The 23,690-nt window shown below is 63.9% G+C and carries 16 protein-coding genes; 9 read left to right on the top strand and 7 right to left on the bottom strand.

All coding sequences use genetic code 11. From position 1 onward, the window contains the following. The first annotated feature begins 145 nt into the window (after positions 1 to 145). Both EWM57_RS16075 and EWM57_RS16070 read left to right on the top strand, forming a co-directional pair. Entirely contained in the window at positions 146 to 6,340 is a 6,195-nt protein-coding gene (locus tag EWM57_RS16075; protein WP_129922181.1) for an alpha-2-macroglobulin family protein, read from the top strand. A gap of 139 nt (positions 6,341 to 6,479) precedes the next feature. Further along, positions 6,480 to 6,920, top strand: coding sequence for a hypothetical protein (locus EWM57_RS16070; protein ID WP_129922180.1), 441 nt, complete (start codon positions 6,480 to 6,482; stop codon positions 6,918 to 6,920). 58 nt (positions 6,921 to 6,978) lie between these two features. Here EWM57_RS16070 and EWM57_RS16065 read toward each other — a convergent pair whose 3' ends face one another. From EWM57_RS16065 to EWM57_RS16055, 3 genes are all read right to left on the bottom strand, one after another. Next, positions 6,979 to 7,845 (bottom strand): hypothetical protein, encoded by an 867-nt coding sequence (locus EWM57_RS16065; RefSeq protein ID WP_129922179.1) that lies wholly within the window; start codon positions 7,843 to 7,845, stop codon positions 6,979 to 6,981. A gap of 36 nt (positions 7,846 to 7,881) precedes the next feature. Beyond that, a complete protein-coding gene (locus tag EWM57_RS16060; RefSeq protein ID WP_129922178.1) occupies positions 7,882 to 8,208 on the bottom strand; it encodes a 2Fe-2S iron-sulfur cluster-binding protein in 327 nt (108 codons plus the stop codon). 91 nt (positions 8,209 to 8,299) lie between these two features. Continuing rightward, positions 8,300 to 9,316: an NAD(P)/FAD-dependent oxidoreductase gene (locus tag EWM57_RS16055; RefSeq protein WP_129922177.1), complete on the bottom strand. Its 1,017-nt coding sequence runs from the start codon at positions 9,314 to 9,316 to the stop codon at positions 8,300 to 8,302. A gap of 387 nt (positions 9,317 to 9,703) precedes the next feature. On the opposite strand from EWM57_RS16055, the gene EWM57_RS16050 reads away from it, so the two are divergent. Then, entirely contained in the window at positions 9,704 to 10,438 is a 735-nt protein-coding gene (locus tag EWM57_RS16050) for a LytR/AlgR family response regulator transcription factor (RefSeq protein WP_129922176.1), read from the top strand. On the opposite strand, the gene EWM57_RS16045 is transcribed toward EWM57_RS16050, so the two are convergent. From EWM57_RS16045 to EWM57_RS21205, 3 genes are all read right to left on the bottom strand, one after another. After that, positions 10,433 to 13,150 carry an ATP-binding protein gene (locus EWM57_RS16045; RefSeq protein ID WP_129922175.1) on the bottom strand — a complete coding sequence of 906 codons (2,718 nt, stop codon included), beginning with the start codon at positions 13,148 to 13,150 and terminating at the stop codon, positions 10,433 to 10,435. The two genes, EWM57_RS16050 and EWM57_RS16045, sit on opposite strands and share 6 nt — an antisense overlap. Positions 13,151 to 13,453: 303 nt before the next feature. Beyond that, positions 13,454 to 14,596 (bottom strand): glycoside hydrolase family protein, encoded by a 1,143-nt coding sequence (locus EWM57_RS16040; protein WP_129922174.1) that lies wholly within the window; start codon positions 14,594 to 14,596, stop codon positions 13,454 to 13,456. A 99-nt stretch (positions 14,597 to 14,695) separates the two neighbouring features. Next, positions 14,696 to 14,851, bottom strand: coding sequence for a hypothetical protein (locus tag EWM57_RS21205; protein WP_165370546.1), 156 nt, complete (start codon positions 14,849 to 14,851; stop codon positions 14,696 to 14,698). A gap of 305 nt (positions 14,852 to 15,156) precedes the next feature. On the opposite strand from EWM57_RS21205, the gene EWM57_RS16035 reads away from it, so the two are divergent. Further along, positions 15,157 to 16,200, top strand: a complete 1,044-nt coding sequence (locus EWM57_RS16035) for a sensor histidine kinase (RefSeq protein ID WP_129922173.1) — start codon at positions 15,157 to 15,159, stop codon at positions 16,198 to 16,200. Positions 16,201 to 16,204: 4 nt separating this feature from the next. After that, positions 16,205 to 16,936: a LytR/AlgR family response regulator transcription factor gene (locus tag EWM57_RS16030; RefSeq protein WP_129922172.1), complete on the top strand. Its 732-nt coding sequence runs from the start codon at positions 16,205 to 16,207 to the stop codon at positions 16,934 to 16,936. Here the strand turns inward: EWM57_RS16030 and EWM57_RS16025 are convergent. Beyond that, positions 16,917 to 20,048 carry a lantibiotic dehydratase gene (locus tag EWM57_RS16025; RefSeq protein ID WP_129922171.1) on the bottom strand — a complete coding sequence of 1,044 codons (3,132 nt, stop codon included), beginning with the start codon at positions 20,046 to 20,048 and terminating at the stop codon, positions 16,917 to 16,919. The two genes, EWM57_RS16030 and EWM57_RS16025, sit on opposite strands and share 20 nt — an antisense overlap. Before the next feature lie 200 nt (positions 20,049 to 20,248). On the opposite strand from EWM57_RS16025, the gene EWM57_RS16020 reads away from it, so the two are divergent. From EWM57_RS16020 to EWM57_RS16005, 4 genes are all read left to right on the top strand, one after another. Further along, entirely contained in the window at positions 20,249 to 22,714 is a 2,466-nt protein-coding gene (locus EWM57_RS16020) for an outer membrane beta-barrel family protein (RefSeq protein ID WP_129922170.1), read from the top strand. A 126-nt stretch (positions 22,715 to 22,840) separates the two neighbouring features. After that, positions 22,841 to 23,023 (top strand): hypothetical protein, encoded by a 183-nt coding sequence (locus tag EWM57_RS16015; protein WP_129922169.1) that lies wholly within the window; start codon positions 22,841 to 22,843, stop codon positions 23,021 to 23,023. Positions 23,024 to 23,087: 64 nt separating this feature from the next. Continuing rightward, on the top strand, positions 23,088 to 23,270 hold the full coding sequence (locus EWM57_RS16010) for a hypothetical protein (protein WP_129922168.1): 183 nt from the start codon (positions 23,088 to 23,090) through the stop codon (positions 23,268 to 23,270). 64 nt (positions 23,271 to 23,334) lie between these two features. Next, on the top strand, positions 23,335 to 23,517 hold the full coding sequence (locus tag EWM57_RS16005; protein ID WP_129922168.1) for a hypothetical protein: 183 nt from the start codon (positions 23,335 to 23,337) through the stop codon (positions 23,515 to 23,517). Positions 23,518 to 23,690: the final 173 nt, after the last annotated feature.

The following is a 23,690-nucleotide window of genomic DNA, read 5'->3' as shown; positions in this document are numbered from 1 at the left end:
TCAGCTTTTTGGGCAAGGCAACAACATTATTTGCAAGCCGGCGTGTGGAATAGAGCTCGACGGCGCATCTGAATTTTGCCTTCCTTGCCACTCCACCCGATTTCGCCTTATGCGGTCCTTCCTGTTAAGTTTATTCGCCCTGCTGATGCTCTTTTCCACCGGTTCTTCCCAGTCGACCCCTCCCGGCACCGGCGGTCCCGACGCCAAGAAATGGCGGCAGGTGGATGCTTTGCTGCGCAAAGATCAGACGGCCTCGGCCGCCAAGTTGGTGGAGGAGCTGTACCGCGCCGCCCGCCAGCGCCAGGATGCGCCCGACTATCTGCGGGCCCTGTTCTACAAGCTGCGCCTGGCCGAGGCCAAAGAAGAGGAAGCGGACGAAAAAGCAATTACTCTGCTGGAAGCTGAGCTGAAAACGGCGCAGTTTCCGGCCCGGCCCATCCTGCACAGCCTGCTGGCCCAACTCTACGCTAACTACTACCGCCAGCACCGCTACCAGCTCTACGACCGAACCCGCGCCGCCGGCTCCGACCCCGTCGATGCTAGCCGCGCCGACATTCAAACCTGGGATGCCGCCCGCCTGGGCAGTGCCGTGGTGCAGCACTACCGCGCCTCGTTGGCCGACGAAGCCGGGCGCCAGCAGCAGCTCAAGCTAACGGCGCTGGGCTACGCCGTAACTGGTGGCGACGCCGAAAGCCGGGCTCTGGTGCCCACGCTCTACGACCTGCTGGCACGCCGGGCCATTGAGGGCCTCGGCAACGACGAATACTACGTTACCAAGCCCGCCGAGCAGTTTGAGCTGACCAACCCTGCCCTGCTGGGCCCGGCTGCCGAGTTTGCCCGCCTGCCGCTGACCACTCCGTTGGCCGACTCGCTCAACGGGCAGTTTCACGTGCTGCGGGTGTTGCAGCAGCTCACCGCTTTCCGCCTCGCTGATGCCGCTAACCCCGCCGCCCTGGCCGACGTGGACCTCGCCCGACTGCGCTTCGTGAACGAGCACGCCGCCCTGCCCGACCAGCCCGCTCAGTACCGCGCCGCCCTGGCCCGCGCCACCGACGCCTACCGGGCCCTGCCTATTGCCAGCCGGTTTATGTTTGAGCAGGCCAACGCGCTGCGGGAAGACAACCCTACCCAGGCCCGGGAACTAGCCTTGGCCGCCGAAAAGGCGTATCCAAAGTCCCGCGGAGCCCGGCAGGCCGCCAGCCTGCGCCAGAGCCTGGAAGCCGTGGAGCTGAGCTTTACGACCGAAGAGGTTGTGCTGCCGACCCGGCCCTGGCTGCTGAAGCTGGAAGTGCGCAACGTAACCAAGCTCTACGCCCGGGCCTACCGCGTGTCGTCGGCCCAGGTGGTACGGCAGTTGGAGCGGGCCCGGCAGTCGGATGGCACGGCGGCCGGATTGCGCAAAGCCTACGCCCGCGCCCTAGCCGCGGCGCCGGCGGCGGCCTGGGAGCTGGCCGTGCCCGGCCCCGCCGACTACAAAGCCCATTCGGTGCAGCAGGCTGGTCCGGCCCTGCCGCTGGGGCATTACCTGCTGGTGCTGAGCACAACCCCCGACGACCCAACCAAGGAGCGCGCCGGCGTGACGACGGCCTACGCCGAGCTGGGCGTGAGCGAGTTGAGCCAGGTGCGCCGGAGCGCGGCCGCGGCCGAAGGCGTTGAGCTGCTGGTGCTGCACCGCCAGAGTGGGCAGCCCGTGGCCGGCGCCGCCGTGCTGCCGTTTTTTCAGCACTACGACCAGAAAGCCCGCGAGTATCAGCAGGAGCGGGGTCCGTCCCTGACTACGAATGCCGACGGGCAGACCCAGATTCCGGTGGCCGGCACTTCGGGCTTGCCCACTCGCCAGTTGTACGCCGTGCTGCTGACCAAGGGCCCCGATTCCTTGCTCGTCACCCAGAGCGGCTACTATCCGCGCCGCAGCCCCGAACGGCAGCCGCAGGCGCAGCGCACCACGTTTCTGTACACCGACCGCGCCATTTACCGTCCCGGCCAGACGCTGTACTTCAAAGGCATCATGACCTCGACCACCGAAGGCAAATCGGTGCTGCTGACCAATGAGGCCGTGACCGTACGGCTGATAGACGTGAACGGGCAAACCGTGCAGACGCTGCCCTTCACCACTTCCGAGTTCGGCTCCTTCCACGGCTCGGTAGTGCTGCCGACGGGCCTGCTCAACGGCGATATGAGTCTGCAAACCGACCACGGCAGCGCCAGCTTTGGGGTGGAAGACTATAAGCGCCCCACGTTCCAGGTGACGTTCGAGCCCGTGGCCGGTACGCCGGTGCTGGGCAAACCAGTGACGGTGCGTGGCAAAGCTGCCGCCTACGCCGGCCAGCCCGTCGATGGGGCCACGGTGCAGTACCGGGTGGTGCGGCGCACGGTCTGGCCTATGTTTGGCCGTGGCTTCGGCGGCGGACAGCCAGAATTGGAAATCAGCCACGGCACCGCCCGGACCGACTCGGCCGGCGGCTTTGTGGTGGAGTTTGTGGCCAAAGGCGAAGCCCCAGCCGCCCGCGGCAAGCGCGGCCCCTGGAATCCGGGCTACGTGTTCGAAGTGACGGCCGACGTAACCGACGCAGCCGGCGAAACCCACTCCGGGCAGCAGCGCCTCAGTCTGGGCAACGCGGCCCTCACCCTGCGCCTGGCGCTGCCCGAGGTAGTAAACCGTGAGCAGCTGCCGACCCTGCAGCTGCTTAGCACCAACGCCGCCGGCGAGGCCTGGCCGGCCCGGGGTACGCTGCGCCTGTTTCGCCTGACCCCGCCCGCCCGCGCCCTGCGGCTCCGGACCTGGGAGCGGCCGGAGCGCGAGGCCCTGAGCCCAGACGAGTTTCGGCGCCAGTTTCCGCTCGATGCCTACGGCCGGGAAGATAACGACAGCACCTGGGCCCGCACGCTGGTGCTCACCCAGGACTTCAACACTGACCAAAGCCCGCTGCTGCCGGCGCTGCGCGACCCGCTGAGCCGGCAGGAACCCGGCCGCTACGTACTGGAAGCCGCCATACCGGCCGCTGCGGGCGCGGAGGCTACCGCTACGGAGCACTACTTCACGCTCTTTTCCGCTACTGCCGCCACGGTGCCCGTGCCTACGCCTAACTGGTTTGTGGCTTTGCAGGACAGCGTGGCGCCCGGGCAGGCGGCCCGCTTTCTGGTGGGCAGCTCCGAAGAGGGTGCCCGGCTGCTAATAGAGGCCGAGGCCACCGGCCAGGGCCTGCGCCGCGAGTGGCTCACGCTCCGGGCCGGGGAGCAGCGCGTGGTAGAAATTCCGACCACTGCGGCCCTGGACGGCACCGCGCTCTACGTGCACGTCACCCAGGTGCGCGACAACCGCCTGTATCTGAATTCGGCTACGGTGCAGGTCACGGCGCCACCCGCGCCGCTGGTGCTCAGCCTGGCAACTTTCCGCGACAAGCTCCAGCCCGGCCAGCAGGAAACCTGGCGCGTCACGATTCACCAGACCGGCGGCAAGCCCGCCAAGGCTGAGCTGCTGGCCACTCTCTACGACAAATCCTTGGACGTATTCCGGCCCCATTCCTTTGTGGAGCTGGCGTTTTCCAAGCCGTACTATCCGCCCGTGCTGGCCTGGACCGGGCGGTTTGGGACGGAAGTGTCGCGGGAATTATTCGCCGGCACGCCGGCGGGTGAATCTATTTGGAGTCTGGTTTATCCTCACCTCAACATGTGGGGCTACCTGGGCGAAGATGCAATTGCGGACCAGAGTGAACGCAAAGAAAGTGTCGTTCGGACGCTGAATAGAAGAGTAGCGAGCGTCCGGGTAGAATCCGCCGCCATGGCCGCGCCGGCAATGATGAACAAGGCATACGACAGCTCCGCGCAACTCAACGAAGTAGTGGTAGCCCCCGCCCCGGGGCAGCCGGCCGCCTCGGCCCCTGACCTTTCCGCGGTGCAGGCCCGCACCGACTTCCGCGAAACCGCGTTCTGGTTGCCCGCCCTGCGCACCAATGCGCAGGGCGAGACAATTCTGGAATTCCAGATGCCCGAGGCCGTCACGCGCTGGCAGCTGCTCACGCTGGCCCACGACCAACAGCTGCACAGCGGTTTGCTCCAGCGCGAGCTGGTCACCCAGAAGCAGCTGCAGGTGACGCCTAACGCCCCGCGCTTCTTTCGCGAAGGTGACCAACTCACGTTCACTGCCAAGCTCAGCAACCTTTCGGCCGCAGCCCTGAGCGGCACGGCCCAGCTGTTCTTGTTCGACGCCCGCACCCAGCAGCCCCTGGAAAGCCGGGTGCTGAAAGGTCCGGCCCAGGTGAGGTTTGACCTGGCCGCCAACCAAAGCACCGCCCTGGCTTGGGAACTGAGCATCCCGGAAACCGCCGAGGGCCAGGTGCCCCTGGAAGCCATAACCTACCGCGTGGTGGCGTCGGGAAAGGAACTGAAAACTGGGGATAAAAAAGCCAAAAACGAAAAGCGGAAAACCAAAAACGAAGAACTGGCCACGGTGCAGGACGGCGAGGAAAACACGCTGCCAGTACTGCCCAATCGGATTCTGCTCACCGAGAGCCTGGCGCTGCCCATCGTGGGGCCGGCCACGCGGGAGTTTGAGCTCAAAAAGCTCACCAGCACCACTTCGGCCACCCGACGCAACTATTCCCTGACGCTGGAGATGACCGAAAACCCGGCTTGGCACGCCGTGCAGGCCCTGCCTTACCTGATGGAGTACCCCTACGAGTGCTCCGAGCAGGTATTCAGCCGCCTCTACGCCAATTTGCTGGCGGCCAAAATCCTGCAAAGCAATCCGCGGCTGAAGCCTATGCTGGCCGAGTGGCAGCGCGCCGCCCAGGCCGGGGACAAGGTTGCCCTCCGCAGCAAGCTGGAGCAGAACCAGGAGCTGAAAAATCTGCTGCTGCAGGAAACGCCCTGGGTGCGCGACGCCCAAAGCGAAACCGAGCGGCTGCGGCGCCTGAGTGAGCTCTTCGACGAGCCCCGCCTGAAGGCCGAAACCACCCGCGCCCTGACCAAGCTTGCTCAGATGCAGCAGCCCGACGGTGCCTTCCCGTGGTTTGAGAAAATGCCCGCCGACCGTTACATCACCCAGCTTATCGTGGCCGGCTTCGGCAAGCTGCGCAAGCTCGGCGCCTTCGATGCCGCCCAGGACGGGCAGGCCCGCGAGATTCTGCGCCGGGCCCTGGCCTACCAGGACGAGCAGCTCCAGCGCGACTACGCCGCCCTGCGCCAGCAAAAGGGCGTGGATCTGAAAAAGAACCACCTCTCCGACCTTCAGGTGCAGGCTTTGTACGCCCGCAGCTTCTGGTCCGCCCCGGCCGTGGCCAAAGCGGCCCAGGCGGCGCAGACCTATTATCAGCAGCAGGCTGCCACCTTCTGGCCCGCTCAGACCCGCTACCTCCAGGCCCAGATTGCGCTGAGCCTGCACCGTCAGCAAGCGCAGCCTATTGTCGTCAAAGACATTCTGGCGGCCCTCAGCGAAAATGCCCTGCACTCCCCGGAGCTGGGCATGTACTGGAAAGAGGTCCGCGGCGGCTACTACTGGCGCGAGGCGCCCACCGAAACCCAAGCTACGCTGATTGAAGCCTACGACGAGGTGCTTGGCGACCAGAAGTCGGTAGATGAAATGAAGCTGTGGCTGCTCAAGCAGAAGCAAACCCAGAGCTGGGAAAGCACCCGCGCTACGGCTGATGCCTGCTACGCCCTGCTGCTGCGCGGATCCGACTGGCTCCAGCCCACCCAACCCGTGCGGGTGACGGTGGGGGGCATACCGGTGGTGCCCACCGCCCAGCAGGCGGGTACCGGCTACTACAAAACGACGTTCCCGGCCGCCGAAATCAAGCCGAGCCAGGGCAAGGTGACGGTGCAGAAAACCGATGCGGGCGTGGCTTGGGGGGCGCTGTACTGGCAGTATTTCGAGCAAATTGATAAGGTAACGGCCGCGGCCACGGGTCTGCAGCTGGAGCGCCAGCTGTACCGGGAGCAACGTACCGCCGGTGGCCCCGTGCTCGAGCGCCTCACCGCCGCCACGCCCCTGCGCGTGGGCGAGGTGCTGGTAGTGCGTCTGGTGCTGCGCGCCGACCGGGACCTGGAATACGTGCACCTCAAAGACCAGCGCGCCGCCGGTCTGGAGCTTATCGGCCAAACCAGCGGCTACCGCTACCAGGGCGGGCTGAGCTACTACGAAAGCCCCCGCGACGCGGCTACCAACTTCTTTATCGGTTTCTTCCCCAAAGGCACCCACACGTTCGAATACCAGCTGCGCGCCGCCCAGGGCGGCGACTTCTCAGCGGGCCTCAGCCAGCTCCAGTGCCTGTACGCCCCGGAGTTTACGACCCACTCGGCCGGTACGCGGGTGCAAATCAGCGCACTAGGGAAGAAATAGGAAAAAGCTGGATTTTTCGGGACGAACGGCCGGCGGATGGCCCGGAAAGGGGGTTGGGAGTCGGGGAGCGGGGCGGCGGCTTGCGAGGAGGGGCAGGCAGCCGTACTTTTGCGACTTCCGAGTCTTTGCAACGATAGTGATGAGAAGCTTTTTTATGTTCTTTGGCTTGCTGCTCTGCGGCGCGCCAGCTTTTGCCCAGGGAGTTAAGAATCCGGCCTCGGCCGACCACAAAGGGCTGGTAGAGCTGCCCGCCACCCGCCTGCCCGGCGAAGAGAAATTGTCGGCCCGGGAGCGGGCGGAGCGGGACTTTCTGATGCCCGTGCGCCGCAAGCAGGCCGCCGCCCTGCGCGCCGCCCAGGATGAAGCCATTCAGCAGGCCACGGCCGAGGCTTCGTTTATTGGTCCTGAGGAAGCCAAGCCCGAGGAAGCCGCCGCGCCCGCCGTCAAGGCGACCCCGCACCGCACTTACCACCGCCGCAGCACCCACCGCCGAACCAGCTCAACCACGCACAAGCGCAAAACGACCAGTAAGTCGGGCACGGCGAAAAAGAAAGTCGTCACGAAGAAACGCCGTCGGTAATCCTACCGCCGCTGATAACAGCAAAAAGCCAGCTCCCGGAGCTGGTTTTTTTGTTTGGTTAGTTGTCGGTGCCCAGCTCATTCGTGGGCTCGTCTTCTTCGGGCGGGGTGCCGTAGCGCGGGGTGCGCAGCGTGCGGGTGCGGCTGGCATCTACGGCCCCAAAGCGTACGCAGTAGCCCAACTGCAGGGCCGCGTAGGAAGCGCGGGTGCGGGCCACGAAGCTGCCCTGCTGCACGTTGCCGGCATCGTCCAGATACTCAACCCGGGTGGAGCGGATAATGCCCGCCGGCCGCAGGCCCCGCTGGTAGGTAGCAGTCAGGAGCAGCGCTTGGCGCACGCCCAGCTCGAAGCGCAGCAGCGCCTCCAGGCCCGCCATGGGCACCGCGGCGCGGCGGGTGTCCTCCACCCATACCAGGGGCCGCGTACTGGTTGGGCGCGTATCCTGGGCATCGTGCCAGAGCCGGCCGCTGAAGCTGGAGCCCCCGTAAAGCGGCAGGCCGTAGGAGCCGGTCAGGGCCAGGTCGAGTGCCCAGCGCGGCGCCGGCAGCCAGACGTCGTAGACCACGGCCCGCAGGCCGTACTGGTACAGGGTTCGGCTGCCTAAGCCAGTGCTCAGCTGGCTGTTGTCTTGGCGGTAGGCCAACATCTGGGGCAGGCCGGTAATGCGCTGCTCGATGCCCAAACCCAGCCACGAACGCACGGGCACCGTCAGGCGCAGGACCGCGCCGGTATTGAAGGCGGCCGTCGTGCGGAAGTTGTTGGGCAGATTATGCCGCGTCAATCCGGGCTGGGCCAGCGAAAAGCCGCCGCCCAGGCTGATTTCGGGGCCCCGCTGCGCGTACGCCGCGGGCAGGAATCCGGAAAACAAAAAACCGCAGCCCAGGAGGCTGCGGTTGAGCAAACACAGGTGCGGAGCAGTTGGCATGAGCCCGTAACGCTGCCGCCCCGGTTAAAATTGCAGCTACGTGCCCTGGGGCATCAGGCGCACCACGAGGCCGTCGAGGCGCTCGGTGATGCGGATCTGGCAGGAAAGGCGGCTGCCCTGGCTCATCACGGGCAAGCTCTCGAGCATGGCCAGCTCATCGTCGGAGGGCTCGGGCAGCTCGGGGCCGGCCAGCACTTCCACGTGGCAGGTGCCGCAGAGCGCCATGCCCCCGCAGGTGGCCTGAATGTCGTAGCCGTCGGCCTTGAGCAGCTCCATCAGGCTCAGGCCCATGTCGGTGGGGCCCACTACCTCGCGCCGCTGCCCGGGCGCTTCCTCCACATATACGCGTACTTCGTCGTTCATATTGTTGGGTTTTAGTTGTCAGTTGTTCGTTGTCAGTTGTCAGGTCGTTCACCGATAAACTAACAACTGACAACGAACAACTGACAACTAACTACAGCGTGGGTACGCCGTTGACGGTGGTGTATTTGAGCACGTACTTTTTGTCGGGGTTGATGTGCTTGAAAGCCCCCTGAGCCATGAGGGCCGCCTCGTGGAAGCCGCACAGAATCAGCTTCAGCTTGCCCGGATACGTGTTGATGTCGCCAATGGCGAAGATGCCGGGCTCCGAGGTGGAATAATCCAACGTGTTCACCTTCACCGCGTCGTCTTCGAGCTCCAGACCCCACTCACCGATAGGCCCGAGCTTAGGCGTGAGGCCGAACAGCGGAATAAATGAATCCACGGGCAGGCTTTCCGTCTCGCCGCCGTTGGCCGTGATGGTCACGGCTTCCAGGGCCCCGTCGCCGTGCACGTGGGTCACGTTGCTGCTCAGCACCAGGCGTACCTTGCCCGCGTCGTGCAGGGCCTTCACTTTCTCAGCCGAGTCGGCCGCGCCGCGGAACGTGGTGCCGCGGTGCACCAGGGTGACTTCCTTGGCTACATCGGCCAGGAAGATGGTCCAGTCGAGGGCCGAGTCGCCGCCGCCGGCAATAACCAGGCGCTGGTCGCGGAAGGTTTCGGGGTCGCGCACCATGTAGTACACGCCCTTGCCACCCTCGTAGGCGTCGAGGCTGTCGATGGCGGGCTTGCGGGGCTCAAACGAGCCCAGACCGCCGGCAATGGCAATGGTCTTGCACAGAATCTCGGTGCCGTCGGAAGTCGTCAGGGCGAAGGTGCCGTCGTCGAGCTTGCGGAAATGCTCCACCCGCTCGCCCAGGGTGAAGGTAGGGTGGAAGGGTTCAATCTGGCGCATCAGGTTGCGCACCAGGTCACCGGCCAGAATGTCGGGGAAGCCGGGAATATCGTAGATCGGCTTCTTGGGATAAATTTCGGAAAGCTGCCCGCCCACCTGGGGCAGCGCGTCCACGACGTGGCAGCGCAACTTCAGCAAACCAGCCTCAAAGACGGCGAACAAGCCTACCGGGCCGGCGCCGATAATGCAGATATCAGTGGAAATCGAATTGGACATGCAGAAAACAAAAAGATGAGGCGCCCGAGGCAGACGGGGTAGTAACCGAAAACCGCCCGAAACGTTGGCCGGCCGAAGCCGATTAACCGCCTTAAAACGGCTAAGCCTGGCCTTAGGCTGACGTTGCGCCCCCGGAAAATCCGGGTGCGCCGCAAAGATACAAACAAGGCGGGTACGTTTCGGCGGCAGTTTACGGCGGTGGCCCGCGCTTCAGCAGCGGGGTTTTCGGGTAGTAGGCCAATCCGGGCGGCGGCGCGTTTCGTACCTGCCGCGCGGTGGTTGGGAGCCGCGGCCGCAACGGGAATCTTGCCCCAGCCACAACAAAATGGGTTGGTTGAGCTTATCTGCTGCGTAAGCTACCTTTGTTCACCCTTAGCCACTTGCCTTTTGACTTCCGCCGCCCGTCCCCTGCGTTGCGCCATTATTGACGACAACGAAATCAACCGCCTCACCCTGGAGCACATGGTCGAGATGACCGACGGACTGGAGCTGGCGGCTTCGCTGCCCGATGCCCGGCAGGCCCTGACTTGGCTGCGCGAGGCGCCCGCCCTCGACCTGCTGCTGCTCGACGTGGAAATGCCCCACCTCTCGGGCCTGGATTTGGTCCGGCTGCTGCCCGCGCCCGCGCCGGCCGTGGTGCTCGTCACGTCGCACACCACCTACGCCGTGGATGCCTTCGACCTGCAGGTGGCTGACTATCTGGTGAAGCCCGTCGATTATCCGCGGTTTCTGAAGGCCATTGAGCGGGTGCGCAGCCGGCAGGTGCCAGCTGCGGCTGCCGTTGCCCCCGACGACGCGCTGACGACCGACGGACAAAATCTGTTCGTGCGCGTCAACAACAAGCTCGTGCGCGTCGACTTCAACGAGGTGCTTTACATCGAGGCGTTGTCGACGTACTCGGTGCTGGTAACCGAAAAGCAGAAGCACATTGTGTACGTGACCCTGAAAAGCATGGAGGAGCGGCTGCCCTTCGCGCACTTCGCCCGGGTCCACCGCTCCTACATCGTCAACACCCGCCGCATTGAGTCGGTGGAAGACAACCAGCTGCGGCTGGGCCAGTACGAAGTACCCATCGGCAAGTCGTACCAGGCTGATTTTATGCGCCGTCTGCGCAGCTTATAGCGCTACTGCTGCCAGCTCGGCCGGCAGCGCCCGCAGTACCTGCCCCACCAGCGCAGTAAGCTCCGCAACGGCCTGCTGGGGCCGGTGGGCGTCAATGGGCGGGTGCAGGGGCACCTGCTCGAGCTCGGCTACCAGCGGCGCGGCCTTGCTGACCCCGAAGGACACCAGGTTGGGCTTGATGTGGTGCACCAGCCGGGCCGTTTCAGTCCAGTTCCCGGCCGCGGCGGTGGCCTGCAATTCGGTCAGGGTATCCGGCATGTTTTTCAGAAACGAGCGGATCAGCGTGTGCACAAACGCTTCCTTGCCCCGGGCCAGGGTGCGCAGCTGGGTCAGGTCGTAGAGCGGGGCGGTGGGCGTGAGCAGCCGGACCATCTTCTCGAAGAGCAGGGTTTCGTCGAAGGGCTTGGCCACGCAGTCGTTCATGCCCGCGGCCAGGTACTGCTCGGTGTCCGATAAAAAGGCGTTGGCCGTCAGGGCCATAATGGGTACGTTGGCCTTGACCGGGTCGGCGTGCTGGCGGATGGCGCCCGTCACGACCATGCCATTCATGCCCGGCAGCTGAATGTCCATCAGCACTAAGTCGTAGGTGTTCTGCTCGAGGCGCAGCAAGGCGGCCGGGCCGTCTTCGGCCTCGTCGAGCTCAATACCCCACTCCTCGAGCAGCATGCGCGCCACCACCCGGTTGATTTCATTGTCTTCGACGAGCAGCATGCGCCGGTTGCGCAGCGCGCCCGTGTCGTAGGCGGCGGCCGGAGCGGCCGTGGAAGCGGGGGCCGTGGTGCGGGGCAGGGTGAGGCGGAAGGCGAAGGTGCTGCCCACCTGCGGCTGGCTCGTGACGGTGAGTACGCCGCCCATCTGCTCGACCAGCGCCTTGCTGATGCTTAGGCCCAGGCCGGTGCCGCCAAAGTTGCGGGAAGTGTCGGCGTAGGCCTGGGTGAAGTTTTCGAAGATGTGCTCCAGCTTTTCGGGCGCAATGCCGATGCCGGTATCGGTAACCCGAAACTCGACGGTGAGCGAGTCGGCCGTTTCGGTGAGCATTTCGCCCACCACCGTCACGCGGCCCCCGGCGGGCGTAAACTTGACGGCGTTGCTGACCAGATTGATCAGAATCTGGTTGAGGCGGTGGGCGTCGCCCTGCACCCAGGGGTAGGGGCAGGAGTTGCGCAGGGGCGTACCCTCAAACTGAATACCTTTTTCCGCGGCCTGCAGCGCCAGCGGCTGAATGGCCAGCCCCATTGAGTCGCACAGGTTAAACGACTCCACGTTGAGCTCGAGCTTGCCGGAGGTGATTTTGGCAATGTCCAGCACGTCGTTGATAACCGTAAGCAGGTGCTGGCCCGAGGAGCGGATAATGCTCACCAATTCGCGCTGCTGGGGATTAAGGGCGGTTTTGTCGAGGCGGGCGGCCATGCCCAGCACCCCGTTCAGCGGCGTGCGGATTTCGTGGCTCATGTTGGCCAGGAAGTTGGTGCGGGCCCGGGCCGCGTCTTCGGCGGCGCGCTTGGCCTGGCGCAGGGTCCGCTCACTGTCGATGCGCTCCGAAATGTCGTGGGAGTGCACGATGACGTAGGGCTCCTGCCCGGCTTCGCGCACCAGTACGCTATGGTAGAGCAGGTGATGAATGGCCGCGGAGTTTTTGGGCTGCACCCGTTGCACACCCTGTTCCTCCCCGTCGCGGCTCACCCGGGCCAGGTAGTCGGCGAAGGCGGCCTGGTCTTCGGCGGGCATCACCGAGGCCACGTTGCGGCCGGCCAGCTCCTGCTCGGTGTAGCCCAGCAGGTTGGTTAGGGAGGGGTTGAGGCTGAGCACCGTGCCGTCGAGGGTGTGGGTGCAGATCATGGCCTGGGTGTAGTGTTGCAGGTCGCGGTAGCGCTTTTCCCGGTCAGCCAGCGCGTGCTGGATTTCCTTCAGGTCCGAGACTTCCACCAGATAGACGCTTACGCAGTCCTCGGCCGCGTTGGGCACCAGGTAAGTGGTGAAGTAGCGGTTCTGAATCTGCAGCTCGTGGCGGCTGGTTGCGCCCGAAGCCAGGGCCAGGGCGCACCAGTCGTGCACGAGGTTGCGCAACCGCTCCAACTCGTCTTCGGGCAACTCGGCCGCAAACTGCTCGGCGGCGGGGTTGGCATACAGGCGCTGGCGCTGGCGACCGTAGCGCAGCACGGGGTTAGGGTTCTGCTCCGGGCTGCGCGACAGGCTCTGCAGCTGGGCCTCGGTGCGCTGCTGTTCGGTTACGTCGCAGCAGTGCAGCACCGTGTAGGGCTGGCCCTGGGCATCGGCCTGCGGAATGAGGTCAACTTCCAGCACGCGCCCACTGCGCAGGGGCAGCTTGCCTTTGTAGTGCGTCCCTGGACCGGGCTGACGCAGCTGCGCGGCAATGGCCTGAAAAGCGGCCGGGTCGGTCAGCAGTGGGGTCAGACTGACTTCGAGGGCTGTGAAGGGCAGGCCCACGAGCCCGGCAGCAGGGCCCGGAATTTCCAGCAAGGGGGCCAGGGCGTCGTTGGCGGCCACCACCACATTGTGCTCGTCGAGCAGCAGCAGCCCTTCGCGCAGGGAGGCCAGCAGCACCGTCAGGTAAGTGTTCGGGGTGCCGGGCGCGCTGGCCTGCGGACGGCTCAGAGCCAGCTCGGCTTGCAGGGCCCGAATCTGCTGGTGAGCGGCTTCCAGCGTGAGCGGTGCGCTGGCGGAGGACGGCGGCAGGGTGGTATCGGGCATTGCGAAGGCAGTAAAAGAGCAGAAAGCAAACTGAGCCGGAGCGGGTTGGGCCCGGCCGGGGGCGTCAAAAATACGATTACTTCGCGCAACCCGGATTAGGCGGCGCCGATAGTTTGGTGCTAAGTAGCTGAACCGTACTGCGCCAGCCCAGTAACCCCGAAAGCCCGCCGGGAGTTTGGCGCCGCCTAGTTGGGCAGTTGAGCTCCGGTCCAGCTAAACGACCCGGGCCCGGTTTGGCAGCGCGGGAAGCTGCCAAACCGGGCCCGGGTCAAAAGACGAACCAGGAACGGGGTGGTAAACGAGCTACGAAGTAAGGCCCACGCCGCAGCTTTGGCTGGAATGAGCTATGCACCCAACCGCCGCCGGGTAGTGCCAGAGGCCGGCCGGCTGGGTGAGGCCCAGCCAGATCAGCTGGTTTTCCAGTCCCGCTGCCGACGGCTCGGCTGGCACCTGGGCCGGGAGAGTAGCGGCCGGAAACGCAGTAAGCCAGTGCTGCTCCCCGCCGCGGTAGGCCACGTTGCCGGTGAGCTGAAACAGACAACGGTACAGGTACGCCAGGCCGGCGCCGCCGTCGGGGAAGTGCGGCGTACTGATGCCAGTGGCCGCCGCCGAAGTCCGCAGCAGCGTGTTGAGGCCCACGAGCTCCGCCAGGCGAGCCAGCTCCGCATCATGAAGCAGCCCGTGCGCCCGGTACAGAAGCAGACTCTGGCCCAGGTCGCCCCGCTGCCAGTTCAGGTGGTGACTAAACGTGGGCTGCCGCCAGTCGGGGCCCACCGCGTCGGGAAAGATAGAATAGTGCCCGGCCAGGAAATCGACTTCCTGCCGCACGGCCAGCAACGACTGGACCCCGCGGCTCACCAGGGCCTTGACGGCAGACTCGTGCACCGGCAGCAGCCCCACCCGAATCAGCAGTAGCAGCTCCCCGGCCAGACCGGCCAAGCCCAGGGGCTGCCCGGCCGGGTGCCGACTCAGCCACTGCACTGCCCGCCCGGCCGGGTAAGCCCGCCCGATGATGGCCGCCAGAAAGGGCGTGCCGGGCTGCTGGGGCTGCCGCTCGGTGAGGTAGCCAATGAGCTCGAGCAGCACTGGGCCCGGTCCCGGCACCACCCCCGACAGCAGCCGCCCGGCCGCCCGAAAGACAGCCTGGTCCAGCTCTTCCAACTGGTCGGAAGCCAGGCCGGGCAGCAGCTGCGGCTCGTGGCGCAGCCGGGTGTTCAGCCAGGCCAGCTCCCGGGCCACGGCGGCAAAGGCCGGGTCGTGGTGGGCCAGGTGCCGACCGGTGGCCGCCAGGGCCGCCCGCAGAAATAACTGGGCCTGGTGCAGGTGCTGTTCCTGCCCCGAAAGCTGGTAGAGCCAGTAGGCGTACAGGGCCAGGCGCGGATGCTCCGGCACGCGGGCGGCCAGCTGGGCCAGCTGGGCCGCCAGCAGGAAGGGAGTTGCATTCATGGCGCCTTCAAGCAAAAGGCTGCAACCCTCGGCGGAATGGCGGCCTGCGCCCCGTACTGCTGGCTTGGGTGAGCCCGAAATAAGAATAGAAATAAAAACTTAAACAATAACCGACGTGAGCGTATCGAAAGATATCGTATCGGAAGTAGTAATGATTTTAGCACCGGCCGTGGTGCCGGCCACGTGTACAAAACGGGTAACGGTATTCTTTTTCAGATTCAGAGTCGACTTCGGAGCGGCGGAGGTAGTTTTCATGATGCTGGAGTAAAAAAAGAGTGAATAAAATGAAGAAAAAGCAAGCGGATTTCGGCATTAGCGGCCGGTGATGTTGTTGACGCTGACAAACATACTAAAGCACTTTTACGCCCCCTACGTTCCTACACCAACGCCCTTTTTCGAAGGACAAACCCGGGTTTTTCCGGGACAAGTCCGGGGCGCAAGTCGGCTGCCGGCTGCTTGCCGGGCTTGTTCGGCAGGGCCCCGCTGTTACCTTTGACTGAACCGGGGGCCGCTGCCAACGGTTGAGTTATGCGCTAATCAGAAAATGCTTCGCCGCTGACATGGATAATAAGAATAACGTGTGGAAGAACGTCTTTATTCATCTGTGTATATGGCTGGTCTATATCACCTACGAGGGCTCTATTCTGCTTTTTACCAGCAACCTCCAATTTAATTATTTTGAAACCGGGCTGAATTTTTTGCTGTACGCCTTCCTGTTTTATTGCAACAGTGAAATTCTGCTGCCGGGCCTGCAGCGGCGGCGTAATTATTTTCTGTATTTGCTGCAGCTGGTGCTGCTGCTGGCCGTGTACAGCGGGCTGCGTTACGGGCTGAACCTGTATTTATTGCCGGGGCTGAACCGCCCGATGCTGCACCCGCCCTCGACCAAGATGATGTTCTGGGCCCAAACCCAATGGCGGGGTGGCTACTTTCTGATGCTGAGCTTCGGCTACTGGTTTGCCCGCAACTCGGTGCAGACCGAAAAGCGCCGCCGCGAGCAGGCCCAGCACCTGCAACTGGTGGAGCGCAACCTGCTGGAAACGGAAATGGCCTTTCTGAAAAGCCAGATCAATCCGCACTTCCTCTTCAACGCCCTCAACTTCCTCTATGCCCAGGTGTACCCGATTTCCGAGGGCTCGGCCCAGGGTATTCTGATTTTGTCCAACATCATGCGCTACGCCCTGCAGGCCCCGGGTGCCAACGGCAAGGTGATGCTGGAAGATGAGGTGCACTACCTCAACAATTACATCACCATCAACCAACTGCGCTTCAGCAACCGGCTCCAGATTGTATTCACCTGCTCCGGCTCGCCGCAGTTTCTGATGATCCTGCCTTTGCTGCTCATCACCTTCGTCGAGAACTGCTTCAAGCACGGCGAGCTGCTCGACCCCCAGAACCCGCTGCGGATTACCCTGGACGTGGTCGACAACCAGCTGCGCTTTTCCACCTGGAACAAGAAGCGCGACGGACCCAAAGAACAAACCAGCGGCATTGGCCTGGCCAATACCGCCCAACGCCTCGCCCTGCACTACCCCAACCGTCACACCCTGCACGTCACCAACGGAGCCGACTACTACGCCTGCTCCTTTACCTTAGACCTGTAAGCTTATGATTTCCTGCCTGGTGGTGGATGACGAGCAAGGCGCCCTCGACATCCTGACTACGTTCATCCAAAAAACGCCGTTTCTGACCCTGGCCGGCGCCACTACCAACCCCGTGGAGGCCCTGGGCATCGTGCAGAACCAGCCCATCGACCTCGTCTTCCTGGACATTCACATGCCCCAGATTTCGGGACTCGACTTCATGAAGCTCATCAACGGCAAGTGCCAGGTGATTCTGACCACGGCCTACAACGAGTTTGCCGTGGCCGGCTTCGAGCTCGAAGCCCTGGACTACCTGCTCAAGCCAGTCGCGATTGAGCGGTTTCTCAAGGCCGCGCAGAAGGCGCTCAACAAGTCGATGCGCCCCTCGGAGAAGTGGCAGCAACCCGAGCGGCCCAGCAACTTCATCTTCGTCAAGACGGAGAACAAGGGCAAGATGTGCAAAATCAACTTCGACGAAATTCTCTACGTGGAGGGGCTCAAGAACTACGTGGCCATCCATACCCCCGAGGAAACCATCATCAGCCTGCTCACTATTAAGGAGCTCGAAGCCCGCCTGCCCCCGCACGAGTTTGTGCGGGTGCACAAGTCCTACCTGGTGTCGATCAACAAGATCAAGGCCCTCGACGGCAACCAGATTATTATCAAGGACATGAAAGCCTACGTGCCGTTGGGCGAAACTTACCGGACGATGTTCCTGCGGGAGCTGCAGGAAAAAATCAAGAGCGGCCGGAAGTAGCCGCTGCCTGCCGCTGCTGCTGGGAGTGGTAGTGGCGGTGCAGAAAGTCATAAATCAGCAACTCGTGCAGGCGGGGCTGCACGGCCACCACGCGGTTGAGCAGCATGTGCACGTAGCTGCTCAGCAGCGCGTCGCGGCGCACTTCCAGCCGGCCGGCCTGCTCCAGCTCCCCAACTAGTTGCGCTACGGCCCGCACGGCGGGCATCCCGTGGTAGTCGAGGCCGGCGGCAGATTCTGCGGGCAATGCGGGAGGCTGGGCCGCCAGGGCGCGGGTGAGAGCGGCGCGGTGCTGGCGGTACTTGGCGTCGAGCTGCAGGCGCAGGGTCTTGCCGCCGCCAAACTCCTGGGTGAAGGAGTCGCGCAGTCGAAGCAGCAGCGCCGTTTTTTGCTCAATGGTATACGAAAAGGCGTCCAGCAGCTGATTCACCCAGCGCGTACCGTAGAGCCAGTGGTCGGCGGAGTTGCCGGGGCCGGTGTGGGTTAGCAGCCGCACCACGGCATGGCTGTCGGCGCAAAACAGCGCCTCACTGGCTGCCATGGTGCGGTGGCCGTAGCGCTCCAGCTCCCGGCGGTAGGTGTCGGTCTGGGTTTTCCAGATGTAGCCGTGCTTTACGTACGGCTGCACGTGGGCCTGCACCATGGCAATGACCTCGCCGATCCGGTCGGGGGCGGGCAGGTGCAGGCGCACCCGCAGGTGAGAGTCGGGGTCGGCGTAGCGGATAAAAAACCACTGGTCAATCAGCTGCCGGCCTCGCAGCTCATCGGTCAGGGGCTGCAGCACCTCCACCAGAATGCGGTTGGCGGCCTGGGGCCCGCAGTACCATTTTAAATACAGCCACTCAGAGCCCAGCGCAAACTCCCGCTGCACCGCCGGCCGCTCGTGGTCGGTGGTAGTAACAGGAGCAGGGACGTAGCAGCTTGTTGACCGCAGCAAAGAGGCCACGAATTGTCCCACGTAGGGCCGGCCCTGCTCGTCTTGAAGCAGGCTGTGGGCGGGGTCAAAGAAAAACTCCCGCAGGCGAATGGAAGGGCGGGTGCGAATCGTGTCGAGCCAGACCTGCACCGTGAGCAGGTTATCGGCATCAACGAGCAGCTCATTGTCGCCGTCGGCCAGGGTGAAGTAGCGCGGCAGCTGCCACTGGGCGCGGAAAGCGGCAAAGCGCGGAGCCAGTTCCGCCTCGGAAAGGCCCGCCAAGGCCTGCCAGTCGGCGGCCTCGAGGTGCCAGGCGGCCACCTGCAGAATGGCGCGTCCATAAGTAAGGCGGGGAAAGAACTTGGCTGCGAAGGCCACCTGGCTCCAGCTGAAGCGCAGACTCGCCTGCAGGCCCTGGGTTTGCAGGTCGCAAAGAAACTGGTACACGGGCAGAGCCTGGGCCGAGTAGTTGTGGGCCGAGCTCAGGCGGGGAATAATCTGGCGGTTGGTGCGCCGGCAGCGCAGCACCAGCCGGCCCCCGCGCACGGCCACCACCAGGTCGCGCACCCGCACCTGGTGCTCGGCATCGACGGCGGACTGGGCTAGGTAGGGAATTTCGTAGGGCCGCAGGCAGGGCCGCAGCAGGATGTTGCCCACCCGGCTGACCGGTAAATGGCAGATTTCGGCCAAAACCACCGCCGGATTTTGCGCCTGCTCCTGGGCGGTGATGTCGCGCACCACGGCCTCGATTTTGGCGTCGGCGTGGGCAAAGCGCCCGAGCAGGTTGGCGGCGCTGGAGCCCCCCACCGATTCGAGCACTACCTGTCCGGCCTCGCCGGGCCGAAACATGACCGAGAAGGAGGGGGGTAGCAGAGCGGGCAGGGGCGCAAAATCCGTTAGCTCGGCCTTGGTCAGCTCTACCGCGTAGGCTCCCCGGCGGTCGGCTTCGCGCAGCTTCTGGTAGAGCAGCTGCTGGACGGGGCTCTGACTCAGGGTGCGGTCCGGGGCGGGCTGGTCCAGCACCAAATCCTGAACTAGTGCGCCGAAGCTGCTTTTGCCAAACGACGAATACGCCAGCCCGCTTTCCCCGTCGAGGGCCTCGAGCAAGGGCACTTCCCGGTCTTCGTAGCGGGCCACAAATAAAGCCTGGAACTGCTCCAGCCGGGGCTGCCGGGCCGGGGCCGCCAGATACGTCAGCGCCTCCACGCCTTCCCGGATAGCGCCCTGCCAGTCCTCGCTCACCTGCCCGGGCCCGGCGTAGTCGTGCACCAGATCGGTCTGGAACACCCGGCCCGGCTCCCAGGGCGCCCCCAGGCTGTGCAGCAGCGCCTGAATGGGCGGATACCCCGCCAGCTGCTCCGAGTCGGCCGCGTCGAGGTTCGTTAGCGCCGCGCTGACTTCTTGGAGCGTGGCTTCGGTGGCAGCAATGGTAGCGCTGGGCTGGCGAGCTTGCAGGCGGCGGAGCACGGCAAGCAGGTGGGGCAGAAACTCGGGGCCCGTAACGGTAGGCTCCAGCTCACTGACCAGAATCTGCTCCGCAATCAGCTCGTCGATAAAGGCCAGGGCCTCGTCGGGTGGAATGGCGGCCGCCAGCAGGGGCGCGGCCAGCTGCTCGCGGGTGGCGCCGGTTTCGCCGACGGCCAGCACGCTGGTCAGGTAGTCGGAGGCTGCTACCGAGCTGATCTGGTGAACGAGCTGGCCCGTCGGCTCGGCCCGCAGCTCCACGTAGCGGATTTCGTGGCCAATTTCGTAGAAGCTGCTGTTGGGAGAATACAGTAGCCGCTCCCGCACGTCCGGCTGCGCGGCCAGGTGCTGGGCCAAGCCGCAGAGGTAGTGCATGTCGAGGCGGGTGTGGCGCCGCCCGGGGCCCGCGGGGCGCACCAGCCGGTCGGCCGCGCCCCAGTGGGCCACGCTGCAGCTGGCAAACAGGCCAAAGGGCGTGCAGCGGCTGCTCATGCGCAGGTAGTAGCGGCTCAGGCTATACAGCAGCTTTTCCTCCCGCCGCGGCTCGGCCGGCCTAGTGCCGTGCTGCCACTTGCGGCTCTCCGCGTGCAACTCCGGTGACGCCAGGTACAGGGCCTCGGCAAAGGCCGGGTCGGCGAGGCGGCGGCGGATATCGGCTACGGTAAACTGCGGGGCAAACGGCAGCGCCGGCGTGCGCACGACCAGCGCCGGATGAAACGAGTAGGACGGCTGCATAACGATACGGGGATAGAAGCCGGGGGCCGGCTACGGCGAAGGTAAGAATTGCGGGCTGTAAGCAAATTCACCCGACTTGTCCTGCGAATAAGCCTGTTGGTGTAAAAAAGTGGGAGAGGGCGAAACCGTCGGATAAGTTTGAATTATCCAAGCGGCCAAAACCTGGTGCGGCCGCCGTTTCCACTCCACTGTAAAGGTCTATGAACCGCCGCATTTCCCCCGCTTTCCTGCTGAGCGCGCTGCTGTCCGGAGCCCGCGTTGCGCCCCTGGCGGCGCTGGTGCTGGCCCTGCTGCTGGGCGGCGCGGCGGCGGCAGCCCGGCGCCCGGCCGGCGGCACCATCCGCGGGCAGGTGCTCAGCGCCGGCCAGCCCGTCTCGTTTGCCACCGTGGCCCTGCTGGCCGTGCCCGACTCGGCCGTGGTGCTGGCGCTGACCACCAAGGAGCAGGGCCGGTTCGAGTTTGCCGACGTGCCGGCCGGGACGTACTGGGTGCGGGTATCGTTTATTGCTTACCGCCCGCTCACCACGCCGCAGATTACCTTAGCCCCCGGACAGGCCCTGACGCTGGATGCGCTGAGTTTGCAGCCCAGTACTGTGGCGTTGGGCGGCGTAACCGTGACGGGCAGCAAGCCCCTGATTGAGCAGAAAGCCGACCGGCTGGTCTACAATGCCGGCAGCAGTCAGACTGCCGCCGGCGGCTCGGCCTGGGACCTGGTGCGCACCACGCCCGGCGTCATCACCAGCGCCCAGGGTGCCCTGAGCCTAGCGGGCAAGCAAGGTGTGCAGGTGATGGTCAATAACCGCCTGCGGCGGCTGTCGGCTGAGGAGCTGGCCGAATACCTGAAGGCGCTGCCGGGCAACACGGTGGAAAGCATCGAGGTTATCAGCAACCCGCCGGCCAACTACGACGCCGAAGGCACTGCCGGCCTGCTCAACATCATCACCAAGCACCGCGACGATGCCGGCCTGAACGGTACCACCCGCCTGGCTTTGGAGCAGGGCATCTACCCCAAAGTAACTGGGGCCGCCAACCTGAACTACCGCCGCGACAAGCTCAACCTGTACGCTTCCTATGGGGGCACCAACGGGAAATACCGCCTCAACGAGTCTGCTAAGCTGTTTTACGAAACCTCCGTCTGGGACCAGCACAACACGGTGACCCGCAATGCTACCTCGCACACGGGCTCGGTGGGCGCCGACTACTACCTCAGCCCGCGCAACGTGGTGGGGGTACTGCTGGAAGTGTCGGCGGCCAACCGCAAGGTCTACGAAGACATCCGCGCCACCGCTTTTCGCCCCGGCCTGGCGCCCGACTCCCTGCTGCGCACCGACGTCACGAACGGCATCAACACGGTGCTGGGCTCGGTCAACGCCAACTTCCGCCACGAGCTGGCCACCAAGGGCGGCAGCCTGTCGTTCGACCTTGACTACACCCCGTACCGCTCCCGCAACGACCAGGCAGCCCGCAACGTGACCTGGCGGGCCCGCCCCGACAACGACCGGATCAGCGAGTTTGCCAGTGCCAACCGCCAGCGCACCGATATCGGGTCGTTCAAAGCCGACTATGTGCTGCCGCTACCCCACCAGCTGCTGCTCGAAAGCGGGGCCAAGCTCAGCCTGGTCGATACCGACTACGACCTGCGCTTCGACAATATCATCGACCGGCAGAAGGTGAATGACCCGACCAAAACCAACCAGTTCCGCTACCACGAGGCCATCCAGGCCCTCTACGCCACGCTCAGCGGCTCGGCCGGCAAGCTCAACGCCAAGCTCGGCCTGCGCACCGAGTACACCCAGACGGCGGGCCGCTCCTCGGCCTCCACCACGGCTGTCAACCGCGACTACCTGCGCTTGTTCCCGACGGTGTTTGCCCAGTACAAAATCAGCGACGACCAGCAGCTCAAGTTTTCCTACGGAGTGCGCATCAACCGGCCCTCGTATTCCTACCTCAACCCGTTCGTGTACTACATGAGCCCCTACGTGACGGCCGCCGGCAACCCCTACCTGCGACCCTCGCTGAGCCACACGGTGGAAGGCACGTATTTCTTTAAAAATAAATACAGCGTATCGGTTTCGTATCAGCGCGTGTTGGATCCGTTTATGCAGCTAGCACAATTACATAATGAAACCAATCAGGTGGCTTTTATTCGCCTTAATACCAATCCGCGCAATATTTATAGTGCATCGGTAATTGTGCCCGCCGAAATAACCAAGTACTGGAAAATAAATGCGGTGGTCAGTGCCTACGCCCGCCAGGAAAACCTGACGTACCTCGCCGCCCGGCAGTCCTACGTGAAGCCTACCATCACGGCCACGGCCGTCAATAGCTTCCTGCTGCCGAAGAGCCTCTCGCTCGAATCGTTCGTGGGCTACAGCTCCTCGTACCGGGAATTTGTGCAGGAATACGGCCCCCAGTTCGATTTTTCGGTCAGCCTGCGCAAGAAGTTCGAGAACCGCAGCTCCCTGACCCTGGCCGCAAGTGACCTGTTCTTTACCAACGCCCCGCGCTACTCCACCAACTTCCCGAACCAGCGCGGGGAATATTACAACACCCGGGAAAGCCGCAACGTGCGCCTGTCGTACGCCTACCCTTTCGGCAGCCAGAAAATAAAATCGAGGCGCGACCGAACGACGGGTAATCAGGAGGAACGCGGCCGCACGAATTAATTACTTCTCTCTTCTTTTTTGAATATAAACGTGGCTTGCCCTGGAGGCCTACAGGGGATATCCATGATTTTATATTGCCACTTGTCCAGGCATGTATGGGCAGTCATTCTTTTCTATTCTCACCCCATGAAAAACAAGAACCTGCAGACGCTGCTGAGCACCGTCGCCAACCAGCAAGACGAAAACGCCGCCGAGTTCGAAAACCTCGGCCAGGAGCTGGCTGCCAAGCTCAAGGGCGGCAGCGAAGCCGCGGTGGACGACGAAATCACCATCAACTTCAGCTGCCCCCAGAACACGGGCTGCAAATAGGCGCTAGCCTCCGTCTGATTTTTTCCTTTCCACATCATTTCGCCGGTTTCCGGCACCCTGTACCATGAAAAACAAGAACCTCAAGTCCCTGCTCCAGACCGTCGCCAACCAGCAGGAAGAAAATGCCGCCGAGTTCGAAAACCTCGGCCAGGAGCTGGCTGCCAAGCTCAAGGGCGGCAGCGAAGCCGCGGTGGACGACGAAATCACCATCAACTTCAGCTGCCCCCAGAACACGGGCTGCAAATAGGCGCTAGCCTCCGTCTGATTTTTTCCTTTCCACATCATTTCGCCGGTTTCCGGCACCCTGTACCATGAAAAACAAGAACCTCAAGTCCCTGCTCCAGACCGTCGCCAACCAGCAGGAAGAAAATGCCGCCGAGTTCGAAAACCTCGGCCAGGAGCTGGCTGCCAAGCTCAAGGGCGGCAGCGAAGCCGCGGTGGACGACGAAATCACCATCAACTTCAGCTGCCCCCAGAACACGGGCTGCAAATAGGCGCTAGCCTCCGTCTGATTTTTTCCTTTCCACATCATTTCGCCGGTTTCCGGCACCCTGTACCATGAAAAACAAGAACCTCAAGTCCCTGCTCCAGACCGTCGCCAACCAGCAGGAAGAAAATGCCGCCGAGTTCGAAAACCTCGGCCAGGAGCTGGCTGCCAAGCTCAAGG

It is taken from the genome of Hymenobacter persicinus, from assembly GCF_004167665.1.
Classification (GTDB): domain Bacteria; phylum Bacteroidota; class Bacteroidia; order Cytophagales; family Hymenobacteraceae; genus Hymenobacter; species Hymenobacter persicinus.
This window is presented reverse-complemented; position numbering and strand designations above follow the sequence as displayed.